This is a genomic window from Pedobacter sp. CG_S7, assembly GCF_040544395.1.
Lineage (GTDB): Bacteria > Bacteroidota > Bacteroidia > Sphingobacteriales > Sphingobacteriaceae > Pedobacter.
This window is the reverse complement of sequence record NZ_JBEONS010000001.1, coordinates 107,453-123,018: the sequence shown is the minus strand read 5'-3', so window position 1 is coordinate 123,018 and position 15,566 is coordinate 107,453. Positions and strand designations below refer to the sequence as shown.

General features: G+C 37.8%; 13 protein-coding genes. 8 read left to right on the top strand and 5 right to left on the bottom strand.

Annotation, left to right across the window (positions count from 1 at the left end):
- The first annotated feature begins 57 nt into the window (after nucleotides 1-57).
- Nucleotides 58-1,689 (top strand): L-glutamate gamma-semialdehyde dehydrogenase, encoded by a 1,632-nt coding sequence (gene pruA / locus AAKU52_RS00610; protein WP_354329118.1) that lies wholly within the window; start codon nucleotides 58-60, stop codon nucleotides 1,687-1,689.
- A gap of 297 nt (nucleotides 1,690-1,986) precedes the next feature.
- Here the strand turns inward: pruA and can are convergent, their stop codons facing one another.
- From can to AAKU52_RS00595, 3 genes are all read right to left on the bottom strand, one after another.
- On the bottom strand, nucleotides 1,987-2,661 hold the full coding sequence (can, locus tag AAKU52_RS00605) for a carbonate dehydratase (protein WP_354329116.1): 675 nt from the start codon (nucleotides 2,659-2,661) through the stop codon (nucleotides 1,987-1,989).
- Between the two features lie 17 nt (nucleotides 2,662-2,678).
- Nucleotides 2,679-4,235, bottom strand: coding sequence for a SulP family inorganic anion transporter (locus AAKU52_RS00600; protein WP_354329114.1), 1,557 nt, complete (start codon nucleotides 4,233-4,235; stop codon nucleotides 2,679-2,681).
- Nucleotides 4,236-4,312: 77 nt separating this feature from the next.
- Nucleotides 4,313-4,651 (bottom strand): hypothetical protein, encoded by a 339-nt coding sequence (locus tag AAKU52_RS00595; protein ID WP_354329111.1) that lies wholly within the window; start codon nucleotides 4,649-4,651, stop codon nucleotides 4,313-4,315.
- Between the two features lie 148 nt (nucleotides 4,652-4,799).
- Between AAKU52_RS00595 and AAKU52_RS00590 the strand changes: the two genes are divergently transcribed.
- From AAKU52_RS00590 to AAKU52_RS00560, 7 genes are all read left to right on the top strand, one after another.
- Complete coding sequence (locus AAKU52_RS00590; RefSeq protein ID WP_354329109.1) at nucleotides 4,800-6,032, top strand: porin; 1,233 nt, start codon at nucleotides 4,800-4,802, stop codon at nucleotides 6,030-6,032.
- A 33-nt stretch (nucleotides 6,033-6,065) separates the two neighbouring features.
- Nucleotides 6,066-7,607, top strand: a complete 1,542-nt coding sequence (locus AAKU52_RS00585; RefSeq protein ID WP_354329107.1) for an acyl-CoA carboxylase subunit beta — start codon at nucleotides 6,066-6,068, stop codon at nucleotides 7,605-7,607.
- A gap of 1 nt (nucleotide 7,608) precedes the next feature.
- Nucleotides 7,609-8,772 carry an MFS transporter gene (locus AAKU52_RS00580; RefSeq protein ID WP_354329105.1) on the top strand — a complete coding sequence of 388 codons (1,164 nt, stop codon included), beginning with the start codon at nucleotides 7,609-7,611 and terminating at the stop codon, nucleotides 8,770-8,772.
- Nucleotide 8,773: 1 nt separating this feature from the next.
- Complete coding sequence (locus AAKU52_RS00575) at nucleotides 8,774-9,187, top strand: GNAT family N-acetyltransferase (protein WP_354329103.1); 414 nt, start codon at nucleotides 8,774-8,776, stop codon at nucleotides 9,185-9,187.
- A gap of 32 nt (nucleotides 9,188-9,219) precedes the next feature.
- Entirely contained in the window at nucleotides 9,220-10,332 is a 1,113-nt protein-coding gene (locus AAKU52_RS00570) for a M42 family metallopeptidase (RefSeq protein WP_354329101.1), read from the top strand.
- A gap of 219 nt (nucleotides 10,333-10,551) precedes the next feature.
- The gene (locus AAKU52_RS00565) at nucleotides 10,552-10,740 is read left to right on the top strand and encodes a helicase HerA-like domain-containing protein (RefSeq protein ID WP_354329099.1); all 189 of its coding nucleotides are present in this window, start codon (nucleotides 10,552-10,554) and stop codon (nucleotides 10,738-10,740) included.
- 246 nt (nucleotides 10,741-10,986) lie between these two features.
- The gene (locus tag AAKU52_RS00560) at nucleotides 10,987-11,886 is read left to right on the top strand and encodes a nucleotidyltransferase family protein (RefSeq protein WP_354329097.1); all 900 of its coding nucleotides are present in this window, start codon (nucleotides 10,987-10,989) and stop codon (nucleotides 11,884-11,886) included.
- 73 nt (nucleotides 11,887-11,959) lie between these two features.
- Here the strand turns inward: AAKU52_RS00560 and dnaK are convergent, their stop codons facing one another.
- Both dnaK and AAKU52_RS00550 read right to left on the bottom strand, forming a co-directional pair.
- Nucleotides 11,960-13,873 carry a molecular chaperone DnaK gene (dnaK, locus tag AAKU52_RS00555; protein WP_354329095.1) on the bottom strand — a complete coding sequence of 638 codons (1,914 nt, stop codon included), beginning with the start codon at nucleotides 13,871-13,873 and terminating at the stop codon, nucleotides 11,960-11,962.
- A gap of 154 nt (nucleotides 13,874-14,027) precedes the next feature.
- Nucleotides 14,028-15,221, bottom strand: coding sequence for a class I SAM-dependent methyltransferase (locus tag AAKU52_RS00550; RefSeq protein ID WP_354329093.1), 1,194 nt, complete (start codon nucleotides 15,219-15,221; stop codon nucleotides 14,028-14,030).
- Between the last annotated feature and the right edge of the window lie 345 nt (nucleotides 15,222-15,566).

The window sequence follows — 15,566 nt, the reverse complement described above, 5'->3', positions numbered from 1 at the left end:
CCACCTTTAAAAAGGCAAAAAAATAAAAACTATCTTTGCATAAACTAATTTAATATCATGCTTAAAGGATTTTTTAACGTACCCATTCCGACGAATGAACCTATTTTTGGTTATGCACCCGGAAGTAAAGAACGTGAACTTTTAAAAGCGGCATTAGCTGATGCCCGTTCTACACAAATTGATATCCCTATGTATATTGGTGGTGCTGAAGTTCATACTAAAAACAAGGCAAATACCACTCCCCCCCACGATCATCAACATATTTTAGGACAATACAGCAAGGGCGAGAAGAGCCATGTTACCCAAGCCATCGACGCCGCTTTAGCGGCAAAAGAAGATTGGGAAAACTTAGCTTGGGAACAACGTGCAGCCATTTTTTTGAAAGCTGCCGACCTGATTGCTGGTCCTTACCGTTATAAATTAAATGCTGCAACGATGTTGGGGCAGAGTAAAAATGCTTACCAAGCTGAAATAGATGCTGCCTGTGAGTTTATCGATTTCCTAAGGTTCAACGTTAGCTACATGGCTGAAATATATAAGCAACAGCCTATCTCCTCTACCGGAGTATGGAACCGCGTAGAGCACCGCCCCTTAGAAGGTTTTGTTTTTGCTTTAACGCCATTTAACTTCACGGCTATAGCTGGTAATTTACCAACTTCGGCAGCAATGATGGGTAATGTTGTGGTTTGGAAACCTGCAAATACACAGATCTATGCTGCCAATGTAATTATGCAGATTCTAAAAGAAGCCGGATTACCGGATGGTGTAATTAACCTGATTTATGTTTCAGGTCCTGATGCCGGTGACGTTATTTTCAGTCACCCTGATTTTGCTGGCATCCACTTTACCGGTTCTACGGGAGTATTCCAGAACATCTGGAAAACAATAGGAAACAATATCCATAAGTTTAAAACTTACCCACGTATTGTTGGCGAAACCGGAGGCAAGGATTTTATTGTTATTCATGGTTCTGCAGCTGTTGAAGTTTCTAGTACAGCAATTTTAAGAGGTGCTTTTGAATACCAGGGACAAAAATGTTCTGCAGCATCGAGGGTTTATGTAGCAAAAAGCATATGGCCTAAAATTAAGGCATTAATGGTGCGTGATATGGCGACCTTCAAAATGGGCCCTACAGAAGATTTCAGCAATTACATCAATGCCGTAATTGATGAAAACTCTTTTGATAAGCTCGCAAAATATATCGATGCCGCTAAAAAAGATCCTGGTGTTGAGGTAATGGCTGGTGGAAATTACGATAAAACTGTTGGTTATTTTATTGAGCCTACCGTTTTGGTAGTGGATGATCCTAAATATAATACCATGTGCGATGAGTTGTTTGGCCCGGTATTGACTGTTTACGTTTATAATGATGAGGAATTTGATGAGGTGTTAACCTTGGTTGATCAAACTTCAATTTATGCTTTAACAGGATCCATTATTGCGCAAGACAGGTATGCCGTTGAAAAAGCCACTCACCGCTTACGTAATGCAGCTGGTAACTTCTATATCAACGATAAATGTACAGGTGCTGTTGTTGGTCAGCAGCCTTTTGGTGGTGCAAGAGGTTCTGGCACCAACGATAAAGCTGGCTCAATGGTCAATCTTCTACGCTGGGTTTCTCCTCGTACCATTAAAGAAACTTTTGTACCTGCTAAAGATTACCGTTATCCATTTTTAGCAGAAGATTAATCTCCATTCTTTATGAAATAATGAAAGTATCATAAACTTAACACAAAAAGCCTGTCTCATTGATCATGACGACAGGCTTTTTTGTGCGTTAATTGTGGGCTTTCTATTTCCAGAACTTTAGCAGGTTGTTGGCAGGTCCTTGCTAGGTCATTTAGATATACAAACGACCTACTAAGGACCTACCAACGACCTATCAAGGACCTACCAACCCACAGTTTTCGACAAACATATTACACAAAAAAAGGTTGCACCACTTTTACAGTGATACAACCTTATATTTCTAAAATTTATTTATAATTATTTAATTACTGGCTCATCCATTTTAAATACATTGCCCAAATGATTATTGGCTTCGCAACTTACATTCAGGTCTTTAATTAGTCCGCTATTCAAGCTGTATACCCAGCCGTGAACACCTAATTTCTTTCCGCTAGACCATCTATTTTGTATAATAGATGATTTCGTTAAATTAAATACACCTTCTATCACATTTAACTCCGTCAATCGTTCAACCCTTTTTTTATGATCAGAAATAATATCTAACTCATGGTAATGTAAACGGTAAGTATCTTTAATATTCCTTAACCAGTTATCTATAATACCATGCTGTTTATTGCTTAAGGCCGCTTCTACACCACCACAGCCATAATGGCCGCAAATAATAACGTGTTCTACTTCTAATATATTCACAGCATAATCCAACACACTTAATAAATTCATATCGGTATGTACCACCACATTGGCAATGTTGCGGTGAACAAAAATATCACCTGGATTGGTGTTGGTAATTTGGTTAGCAGGCACACGACTATCTGAACAGCCGATCCACAAAATTGGTGGTTTTTGTCCTGCCGCTAATTTGTCAAAATATGCTGGATCCTCTAACAACGTTTCAGCCACCCAGTCTTTATTACCTTGTAAAAGACTCTCGTAAGTTATTTCATTAGTATGATGTTCTATTTTTGCACACATAAGTTTGGTTTTAGATTTTAATTAACTAATTCATCAGATAATTTAGAGACGGTATATTGCTTCTGTACATTTTTCAATGTAACAATAACGCCCTTTGAATAAGCATTGTGCTTATAATTAAAAATAGCTTCTAGTACATCGGGATCAATGTATTTTGAATTTGTTGCGTCGATAAGCACATTGGTTTCTTTTGGAATTTTACGCAAGATGCCCTGGATAGCCGCTTTATTCAAAAAAGAAACTTCCTCAGCTAAATTAATGCGCAGGTCTTTTTTACTTCCATCTTGTTCAATTTTATAGAAATAAGGGTTACGCATATTGGTACGTAAAAGGTAAAATATGGATACCATCATCCCGATAGCAACCCCTTTTAACAGGTCGGTAAGCAATACTGCTATAATAGTAGCGACAAAAGGAATAAACTGGTCCCAGCCTTTATGGTACATGTGTTGAAATAAAGCTATCCTGGTTAATTTATATCCTGTAAATAAAAGGATACCAGCCAAACAGGCCAAAGGAATCATATTAATAACACCGGGAATAAACAAAAACGATAACAACAGCCATGTACCATGGAAAATGGATGACATTTTTGACTTGCCACCCGAGTTGACATTGGCAGAACTTCGAACAATAACAGAAGTCATTGGTAAACCACCCAGCATTCCACTGGTCATGTTCCCAATACCCTGAGCAATAAGCTCTCTATTTGATGGAGTAGTTCTTTTTAACTTGTCAATTTTATCTACAGCTTCAATACCAAGCAAGGTTTCTAAACTTGCCACAATGGCAATGGTACCTGCCACCACCCAAACCTGTGTGTTTTGTATGGCAGTAAAATCTGGCATTATAAACAAACTGGAGAATTCACTCCAGCCACTAACTTCAGGAATGGCAACCATTTGTTTGGCATCAATAGCATAAGCAGAATTTTTAAAGACATAACTTAAGGCTATACCTACAGCCACCACTACCAATGGTGCCGGTACGATACTAAGTTTTTTAAATTTAGGCCAAAAAATTAATATGGCCAGCGACAGTAGGCCAATAATAATTGCGGCAATGCCAAATGGTGTATTACCACTTGTAAGGCCAGCAAATGAATACTGGGAGGGATCTAACCCTAATATATAAGGTAATTGATTAAGGATCAAAGTTATACCAATAGCTGCCAGCATTCCTTCGATTACGCTGGAGGGGAAATAACTACTTACTGAACCGGCTTTGATTAAGCCCAATATCAGTTGCATTGCTCCCGCAATAACCAGCGCCAATAAGAAAATTTGATAGCTACCCAATTGCGTAATGGCACCCAATACAATAACTGTTAAACCCGCCGCAGGCCCACTTACACTTAATTGTGAGCCACTAAAACTGGCCACCACCACACCACCAATAACACCCGTAAGCAAACCAGCAAACAGTGGTGCCCCAGAGGCTAGAGCGATACCTAAACATAGTGGAAGCGCTACTAAAAACACAACTATACTCGCTGGCAAGTCATGCTTTAAGTTCTTTTTTAAGATATACTTCTTCACTTCCAATCTCGAAAAGACTGAATTTCTATCTTGCATAAAATATATTTTTTAATGTATATATGTAATTAATTGTTTTTGCAACACAGGTAAAACTTGTATTGCATTAGAAAAAATTATGCAAGGTTTGGTGGAGGAGTTGGTACGGAAGGATGAAATGGATTAACATAACGCTTAAAATGCGCTATATAACCGTTACTAATGTAGAAATGATAACGTAAGGGAAGCAAAGCATCCATAGCATGATGGTCAATGATTTTGCAATCAACATGCTTTAAAATTTTGCCGGAATCGCTATCGGCACCATGCTCCAGCTCTACCTGCATGATGACGCTTTTCATTATTTCTTTATCGAAATGAGCAACAAATACAGGTGCAACAGAAATTAACATCTTCGCGGTGAAGATGCTTAAAAAAGCGATGACAATAAATAAACGATATTTTTTTACTCCCATTTTTTATTCCTGTACTATTTAACAGACAAAAGTAGTTCCAAAGACTGCAAATTAAAGAAACTTCCGATAAATATTGCAAAACATGAACGAAAATTGATAACATTAGCCATAAATCGTAAATTAGCAAGTTAATAATACTGCCAATCTCATGAAAACCAATTTACTAATTTTATTGTTTATTTTTCCGCTAGTTTCCATCGGACAAAGTAACAATTCACCTTCAACTTATGATGTACATGACTTAAAGATAACGGGGTACCTGCAAACGCAATACCAGCGAGCGCAATCGGAAGGTATTTCTTCTTTCTCTGGTGGTGATTTTTCAGAAAACTCAAGAGATCGCTTTATGATAAGGAGAGGTCGATTAAAGATAGACAGGGTGGATAAATATTCCAGCATCGTTTTCCAGATTGATGCAACACAAAATGGTGTACAATTGATGGATGCCTTTATACAATTATACCAGCCTGATTCAAAAGCACTCCTATTTACTGCTGGTGTCTTTAACCGTCCTTTTGGGCATTCCATTATTTACTCTTCAGGTTTCCGTGATTTTCCGGAACGTGCTCGTGTTTTTCAAACCATTATGCCCAGAGAAAGGGATATTGGCGCAATGCTCGGCTACAACCCATCAAATAAATATAAGTTTATCACTGCTGAACTTGCTGTTGTAAATGGTAGTGGTTACTCGGCAAGAGATTATGACTCCCGGAAGGATTTAATTGGTAACCTGGGTTTCAAATTTGATAGCCTGGCAAATAATAAGCTAAAAATGGGCTTTGGTGGCTCCATATACAGTGGTACTGTACGCAACAATACAGAAAGCTATTATACTGATAATGGAAACGGCTTTACAATTAACAACAACACAGCAAATGTAGGCTGGAATGCTAAAAGGGAATATTTTGGCGCAAACTTGCAGCTGGAATACGACAATACTTTTGGAAACACCATTTTTAAAGCGGAATATGTTGGAGGAAAACAACCGGGAGTGGCCTCTTCTGCAAATATCAGAGGTCCAGTTGCCAGTCAGAGTTTTTCTGCCCAACCTGCAACAGACTTGTACCTTCGCTCCTTTTCTGGTTATTATATATGGCTAACGCAACAAATAGCAGATTCTAAATTTACGGCGCTTTTGGCCTATGACTCCTACGACCCTAACATACATATAAAGGAAAATGGGATTGGCCCAGATAACAATACCTCTGCCGGGGATATAAAATTTAGTACACTGGGTTATGGAATAAGCTATGTGCCAACGACCAGGGTTAAATTTACTTTATACAATGAACATGTGGTAAACAGTGGAACTAACTTACCCGATTACAAGTCAGATATTAAAGATGATGTCTTTACGGCAAGACTGCAATATCGGTGGTAAATAATTACTTTTATAAAAATCGACAACATTAAGATGCAGGATAAAATAGCTTTACTTCAGAATAAAATAGAACAAGCCCATGCCGGTGGTGGGGAAATACGTATTGCTGGTCAGCATAAGAAAGGAAAGTTGACCGCCCGTGAACGCCTTCATTTTCTTATGGATGAAGGTTCTTTTGAGGAAATTGGCATGCTTGTGACCCACAGAAGTACCGATTTTGGGATGGAAAAGGAACGCTATGCTGGTGATGGTGTTGTGACAGGATATGGCAACATCAATGGCCGTTTGGTTTACGTTTTTTCACAGGATTTTACCATTTTTGGTGGCTCACTTTCTGAAACCCATGCCGAGAAAATCTGCAAAATCATGGACATGGCCATGAAGAATGGGGCACCTGTAATTGGCCTTAACGATAGCGGTGGTGCAAGAATTCAAGAGGGTGTAGTATCATTAGGCGGTTATGCAGATATTTTCTATAAGAACGTACAGGCATCAGGAGTAATACCCCAGCTTTCTGCCATCATGGGCCCTTGTGCTGGTGGTGCAGTTTATTCGCCTGCTATCACCGATTTTATTTTAATGGTGGAAAACACTTCTTACATGTTTGTAACCGGACCCAATGTGGTTAAAACGGTAACACATGAAATAGTTACTTCTGAAGAACTTGGTGGCGCCAATACCCATGCCACCAAATCTGGTGTCACACATTTCGCTTGTCCAAATGAAATAGATGCCATCAACCACATAAAAAAACTGTTGAGCTACATGCCACAGAATTGTGAGGAGCTTGCTGCAAACTTACCCTATACGATTGGAGAAGAAGGAAGGCCAGCATTGAATAGTGTAATGCCACAAAATGCGAATCAACCTTACGATATCCGCTCGGTGATTACCGAAGTGGCAGATGGCGATAGCTTTCTGGAGGTTCACAAAGATTATGCAGAAAATATGGTTGTTGGCTTTGCCCGTTTAGCTGGCCGAAGTATTGGCATTGTTGCCAATCAGCCTGCTTACTCAGCCGGTGTTTTAGATAACCATGCTTCAGTAAAAGCGGCACGTTTTGTTCGTTTCTGCGACTGCTTTAACATTCCGCTTTTGGTTTTTGAAGATGTGCCTGGATTTTTGCCTGGAACAGACCAGGAATGGAATGGCATAATTGCCAACGGGGCGAAATTGCTTTATGCTTTTAGTGAAGCTACCGTGCCCCGAATTACCGTAATTACCCGAAAAGCTTATGGTGGTGCTTACGATGTAATGAATTCTAAACACATTGGTGCTGATTTAAACTTTGCCTGGCCTACAGCTGAGATTGCGGTAATGGGTGCTAAAGGTGCTGCTGAAATCATCTTTAAAAGAGAAATCAATGCGGCTGAAAATCCTGAAGAAAAATGGCTGGAAAAAGAAAAGCTCTATTCAGAAATTTTCGCTAACCCTTATCGTGCTGCGGAGCGTGGCTTTGTAGATGAAGTGATAGTACCTGCGCATACCAGGATAAAATTGATTAAAGCTTTTAAAATGCTGGAAAATAAAGCAGTTAAAAATCCACGTAAAAAGCACGGAAACATCCCTTTATAAAATGAAATTGAATCGTAGTGATGTGCTGCTAATGTCATTTTGCACCGGCTTAATTGTAGCAAACATCTATTATTGTCAGCCTTTAATCATCCTGATCGCTAAAGAATTTAATTTGACAGAAAGCTATGCTGGCCGAATGACCTACCTCACCCAGGCAGGTTATGCGATTGGTTTATTTTTGCTGGTGCCTTTGGGGGATATGTTTGAACGCAAAAAACAGATTTTAATCATCACCGGCATTGCCGTACTGTCTTTGTTGCTGGCAGGTTTTTCGCATTCTTTTTTTGTGTTGCAAATTGCCAGCGTACTCATTGGAGCCAGCTCTATTGTGCCTCAACTTATTTTGCCTATGGCAGCTAACTTGAGTACGGACGAAAACAGGGGGCACACCATCGGCATCATTATGAGTGGCTTATTAGTGGGTATTTTGGGCTCGAGGGCTATAAGCGGAACGGTAGGCTATTACCTGGGCTGGAGGGCTATGTTCTTTATTGCTGCAGGCCTTTGCTTTCTACTGTTGTTTTTAATGTTCAAACGCTTCCCTAAAAGCTTGCCGACTTTTTCTGGTACTTACCGGAAATTGATGTCAACCATGTTTGGCTATATTAAATCACAGCCTGTACTCAGAGAAGCTTCTCTTATTAATTTCCTCGCCTTCGCTATATTGAGTTCTTTTTGGACAACCATGGTGCTCTTTCTGGCCAACCCGCCTTTTAATTTCCAGTCCTTACAAATCGGACTGTTTGGAATCGCTGGCGCTGCAGGTGCCCTTGCTGCTCCTATGGTTGGTAAATTAAGTGATGGCAAGGATCCCCGTAAAAACATCATTTATGGTTTAATATTGCAAATTATCAGCATTGCGGCTTTTTACTTCACCGGCACACAGCTCTACTTGTTTATTGCAGGAATAATATTAATTGATATCGGTCAGCAGGCCATCCACGTAACCAACCAAACCAGAATTTACGCTTTAATACCTGCAGCACGCAACCGCTTAAATACGATCTTTATGTCGGTAAGCTTTGTAGGTGCTTCCGCAGGCTCTGCGCTGGGTTTATGGCTGTGGGACAAAGGTCAATGGCCTCTTTATTGTTTAGGGGCTGCTACTGTTATCATTTTAAATATTTGTATCTATAGGTTTTATAGTAAAAAATTCAAAGCTTAATATGGCAAACATCCAAATAGAACAAATTCATCCGGCACTGACCTGGAGAATTAGACACGAAGCCATGTATCCTGATATGCCTTATGATTCGGTAAAGCTGAAGAATGACGATGACGGCATTCACTTTGGATTATATGCAAATGACCAGCTCAGCGCTGTAGTTTCTCTTTTTGAACAAGGTGATACTTGTCAGTTCAGAAAATTTGCCGCCCTCCCTGAGGCTCAGGGCAAGGGTTTCGGCCGATTGCTTTTAGCTCATATCATCAGCTATATCAAAGATACTGGTGCTAAAAAATTATGGTGTAATGCCCGTGTAAATGCATCAGGATTTTATGCGAAATTCGGTTTCCAGGAAACAAACAAAACCTTTTTTGAAAATGGGTATGACTTTGTCATTATGGAGTTAGAACTTTAATCTTTATATATTTGTCTATAAATAAAAATCAAATGACTAAAAAGAAAGACGATAAACAAGCACACGTATCTGTAGTCAATGCGAATTCCCTACAGTTTTTAGAAGCTTATATTAATAACCCTTCCCCTACGGGATTCGAATACCCTGGTCAGAAATTATGGCTAGACTACCTTAAACCTTATATCGATGAAAGCTTTATTGATAATTACGGCACTGCCGTCGGGGTAATTAATCCTACGGCAGAATTTAAAGTAGTTATTGAAGCACATGCTGATGAGATTTCCTGGTTCGTGAATTACATTACACCAGAAGGGTTAATTTATGTAATCCGTAATGGTGGTTCTGATCACCAAATCGCTCCTTCCAAAAGAGTTAATATTCATACAGAAAGCGGGATGGTTAAAGCCGTTTTCGGCTGGCCAGCAATTCATACCCGTAATGGTGAGAAAGAAGAAGCACCTGCAATAAAGAATATCTTTTTAGATTGTGGGTGTACCACGAAAGAAGAAGTTGAAAATTTAGGGATACATGTAGGTTGTGTAATTACTTATGAAGATGAATTTATGGTGTTGAATGACCGCTATTATGTTGGTCGTGCTTTAGATAATCGTGTAGGTGGTTTCATGATTGCTGAGGTGGCAAGGTTATTGAAAGAAAATAAAAAAGTACTTCCTTTTGGTCTATATATAGTTAACTCGGTTCAGGAAGAAATTGGGCTTCGAGGTGCAGAAATGATTGCTCACCGCATTAAACCTAACGTGGCCATTATTACTGATGTTACCCATGATACCTCAACCCCTATGATCAGCAAAATTACTCAAGGTGACCTGGCTTGTGGTAAAGGACCGGTGGTTTCATATGCTCCTGCTGTACAAACTAATTTAAATAAGCTTTTAATTGAAACTGCAAAAGAAAATAACATTCCTTTCCAGCGCCAGGCTTCCTCCCGCTCTACAGGTACAGATACAGATGCTTTTGCCTATTCTAACGGTGGTGTACCTTCTGCATTGATTTCTTTACCATTACGGTATATGCATACCACGGTAGAAATGACGCATAAAGAAGATGTGGATAATGTAATCAGTCTGATCTATCATTCCTTATTAAATATTGAGAAAGATCACGACTTCTCTTATTTCAAATAGTAAAAATAAAGAGTTCTTTTCAAGCGCGTATGGGATGACCATACGCGCTTTTCTTTTTATATTTTCTGCACTTCTTTTATTATATTAGAAAAAGCATGTCATAAAGGTTTTTACACTGAATGATGCCGATGCTTTAAAGAAAACAGTGAAGACTTATCCCAATTCTGTATTTCATGAAATTGATAAGGTCTTAACTTCCTTAGCAACCGGACAAGCACCATGCTCGCCCCACCTAAAGCAGTTATGGGCTCCTTAAACAATGCTGATTTCGAGAAACTGGTGGAGTCAAGCCTCATAAAAGCAAAATATGCTATAGCAGTTGATCCGGAAAGCGCTTATGAGATTTTACCGAAAAGGATTAACGAAAAACTAGCAGAACAGAGTGAATTACCAATAGAAACTATGTGATCACCGAAGAGAACCCAGAAAACAACCGTAGATAAAGTGATGAGTGCCACCATTACCAAGCAGATTGGCAAAGAAATTGTACGTGGATTGTTCGGAATGCTTACAGGTAAAAAAACACGTTAGCAGAACTAACACAGGTTTGTTTGGATTTTAAGCTTAATAACCATATTAAAGAAAAATAAATACTTATATCATAAAAAAGTATTTACTTTTACAAACCATATAACTTATAATTATTGTATTTAAATGAAACCAACGTTACTAATATTAGCAGCAGGCATGGCAAGTCGCTATGGCAGCATGAAACAAATAGATGGCTTTGGCCCTAATGAAGAAACTATTATTGACTATTCAATATATGATGCTATTAAAGCAGGCTTTGGAAAAGTAGTATTTATCATTAAAGAAGAGTTTGTAGAAAACTTTAAAGCCATTTTTGAACCTAAATTGAATGGCAAAATTGAAACAGATTATGTATTTCAAAACTTTGATTTAAAACAATTCGGAATTGAAGAGGAAATAGAAAGAGCAAAACCATGGGGTACTGCGCATGCAATTCTTGCTGCTAGAAACACCATTAAAGAACCCTTTTGTGTGATCAACGCGGATGATTTTTATGGTTTTGATGCTTACCAAAAAATGGTGCACTTCTTAAATGAGGAAGTTAATGGAAGTAATTACTCCATGATTGGCTATGAAATTGGAAAAACTTTATCGGAATATGGATCTGTGTCACGTGGGGTTTGCAAAGTAGACGGCTCAGGAAATTTAGAAGAGATTGTGGAACGCACAAAAGTATTTAAAGATGGAGATCATATTGTTTACGAAGAAAATGATACGAAACACCCATTAGCGGTAGATACCAGGGTATCAATGAATTTTTGGGGTTTTACACCTGAAGTTTTCAAAACTACAGAAGACCTTTTCTGCAAATTCGCATTAGAAAATAAAGACAACCCTAAATCTGAATTTTTTATCCCACTTGTAGCTGAAAATCTGGTTAAAAGCAGTACTGCAGATTTCAAAGTAATACCTACAGACAGCAAATGGTTTGGCGTAACTTATAAAGAGGATAAACCAATTGTTCAGGCTAGTATAGACCAATTGATCAAGGACGGTATTTATCCTGATAATTTGTGGAACTAATAAAAAATTAAACAGTCATAAAAAAAGAGCCCTGAAAAATTTCAAGGCTCTTTTTTAGTTTATCGACAATTACTTATTTTTTGTCGTCTTTTACTTCTTCAAAGTCAACATCAGTTACATTATCACCACCATTTGAAGGTTGTTCACCTGTAGGTTGACCAGCATTAGGTTGTGCACCACCTTCTTGACCTGCTTTATACATTTCTTCAGAAGCTTCGTTCCATGCTGCTTGAAGTTCAGCCTGAGCTGCATCAATATCAGCAAAATTTCTAGTAGCATGCGCATCTTTCAGTTTTTTCAAACCGCTTTCGATAGGCGCTTTTTTATCTGCAGAAATCTTTTCACCAAACTCTTTTAATTGCTTCTCTGTAGAGAAGATTAAAGCATCAGCACTATTGATTTTATCGGCTTCTTCCTTTTGAATTCTGTCAGATTCAGCATTTTGTTCTGCTTCTTCTTTCATTTTTTTGATTTCTTCTTCAGTTAAACCAGATGAAGCTTCAATACGGATTTTTTGCTCTTTACCAGTAGCTTTATCTTTTGCACTTACGTGTAAAATACCATTTGCATCAATATCAAAAGCAACTTCAACCTGTGGAACACCACGTGGAGCTGGTGGAATACCATCTAAAATAAAACGACCAATTGTACGGTTTTGAGCTGCCATAGGACGCTCACCCTGTAAAATATGGATTTCTACTGAAGGCTGGCTATCAGCAGCTGTAGAGAAAGTTTCCGCTTTTTTAGAAGGAATTGTAGTATTAGATTCAATTAATTTAGTCATTACACCACCCATAGTTTCGATACCAAGAGATAAAGGAGTAACATCTAATAACAATACATCTTTAACTTCACCAGTTAATACACCACCTTGAATAGCTGCACCAATAGCAACAACCTCATCAGGATTTACTCCTTTAGATGGTTCTTTACCAAAGAATGCTTTTACTGCTTCCTGAATTGCAGGCATACGAGTTGAACCACCTACTAAAATGATTTCATCAATATCAGTGGTTTTTAAATTTGCATTTTTCAAGGCAGATCTACATGGGTCAATAGTACGCTTGATTAAATCACTAGCTAATTGCTCAAATTTAGCACGACTAAGCGTTCTAACTAAGTGTTTAGGTCCAGTTGCATCAGCAGTTATATAAGGAAGGTTAATTTCTGTAGATGTAGTGCTTGATAATTCAATTTTAGCTTTTTCTGCAGCTTCTTTTAAACGTTGCAATGCCATTGGATCTTTATTTAAGTCCATGCCATTTTCTGTTTTAAATTCTTCGGCTAACCATTCAATAATAATATGGTCAAAGTCATCACCACCTAAGTGTGTATCACCGTCAGTAGATTTAACTTCAAAAACACCGTCTCCTAATTCTAAAACCGAAACATCATGTGTACCACCACCACAATCAAACACAACGATTTTCATATCCTTGTGAGCTTTGTCTAGTCCATAAGCCAATGCAGCAGCAGTAGGCTCATTAATGATACGTTTTACGGTTAAGCCAGCGATCTCACCAGCTTCTTTTGTTGCTTGACGCTGAGCATCATTAAAGTAAGCAGGAACAGTAATAACAGCTTCAGTAACTTCATGACCCAAAAAGTCTTCAGCAGTTTTTTTCATTTTCTGCAAGATCATTGCAGAAATCTCTTGTGGAGTATATTTACGGTCGTCAATTTCAACTCGAGGTGTATTATTATCACCCTTAACAACTTTATACGGTACACGTCCAACTTCTTTTGCAACTTCTGCAAAACTGCTTCCCATAAAGCGTTTAATTGAATAAATCGTCTTTGTAGGGTTGGTGATTGCCTGACGTTTAGCCGGCTCACCTACTTTACGTTCACCATTTTCTGCGAATGCAACAATAGATGGCGTTGTACGTTTACCTTCACTGTTGGCTATAACTACAGGTTCGTTACCTTCCATTACGGACACGCAAGAATTTGTTGTTCCTAAGTCTATACCAATTATTTTTCCCATTTTATTAAATCTTTTAATGTATATTTTATTCGATACATCGAGTTAAACAATGCTTGTGCCAAATAACGTTTGGCAGGTAAATGACATAACTTTACGAGCCAATCAGCTAAAATAGAAATATTAATGCTTTTTATATATGACAGGTTGACAGACACTAACTATTTAAACCAAAAAGCCTCTCCAGATGATGAAAACCTATTCCAAAGTAAGCCTTTGAAGCATTAATCTTTTTCATAATATTCGCTTTGTCGACAACATTATGCTTATTTTTAATGCCAACAATTAATACATTTTTTGGAGTATGAACGTCTGCCTTGAATTCCATAATTTTGGTTTTGTAGCCAAAATACTCCAATATTAAAGTTCGAATTCCATCAGTAACCATTTCCGCCTGGCGTTCCATAAAAACACCATGCTTCAATAGAAAATCTAACTCATTATTGGCTTTACCATGCACAATTTCCTTTCTAATTTGTTTGTGACAACAAGGTGCCACTACAATTAACTTTGCACCTGCCACAATACCTTTATAGATGGCATCATCTGTCGCAGTATCGCAGGCGTGAAGCGCAATTAGAAGATCAATTCCCACTGCTTCAAAACTCTGTATTGTACCTTGCACAAAGTTCAAATCATTGAAACCAGAATTTATAGCAATACCATTACAGAGGTCAACCAAGTCTTTACGGTATTCCACGCCCATCACCTTAGTATCCCAATTCATAACCTGGTGCATATAATCGTACAAAGCAAAAGTCAAGTAACCTTTGCCAGACCCCATATCAGCTACATGCTGGACTTGCTCACTTTTCAATTGGTTGAGCATTGGGCTCAATAATTCAATAAATTGATTAATCTGTTTAAATTTTTCCTGAGCATTTTTAAAGACCGTACCATTTACATCAGTAATCCCAAGCTCGAATAAATATTTTTTTTCATGAGAAGCAATAAGCAACCGCTTTTTTTCTTTATTATGCGAAGTAGCACTTTGTGTGTTAAGGGAAGGAGGATTTTTTCTTAATACACTTTTAGCTAAATCTTTAATTTCTAAAATAAAGTCCATTTCAGTACTAAACAAGGTAGCCACACCAAAACCATTATTTATATGATCGACAATTAAATCAAGGCCATCAATTATTCCTAAGTTTTTAACAATATCCTTTGTTTTATACCTAAAAGTAAAGGACAACAAATCGGCTCTTTTAATATTAACGATCCGGACATAAATATTTTTCAAGTCTAATTCAACCCCATTATAATTACTAAGGGAAACTTTTATAAAACAACCATTAGAAATGGAATCAAATATACCCGCTTTAAATTGTTCAATTGTAGTAGACTTATTCATGATGGAATTAGATTTTTAAACAAAAAAATAAATTAGGAAACATCAAAAATAGGCAATTAGAAGGTAGGAAAATACTACTATTAGAACAATATTTGTCTACAAGTGCTTAGTAAATAAAATTGAAATCTATGAGTTCGCAGATCTTGCGAAGATGATCCTCTTTGAAAAAGATCCGGTCATGTAAGCCGGAAAACGCACTTGATTGGACTTTTTGTTGTAGAGCTAACCACTAAAAGCAGTTCTAAATTAACTTTAAGATAACGAAAAAGGAGTAGAAAAATTGATTTTCTACTCCTTTTTTTTTCTCTTATTGTAAAATACTTTTTCACTGACCTCGAATAAAAA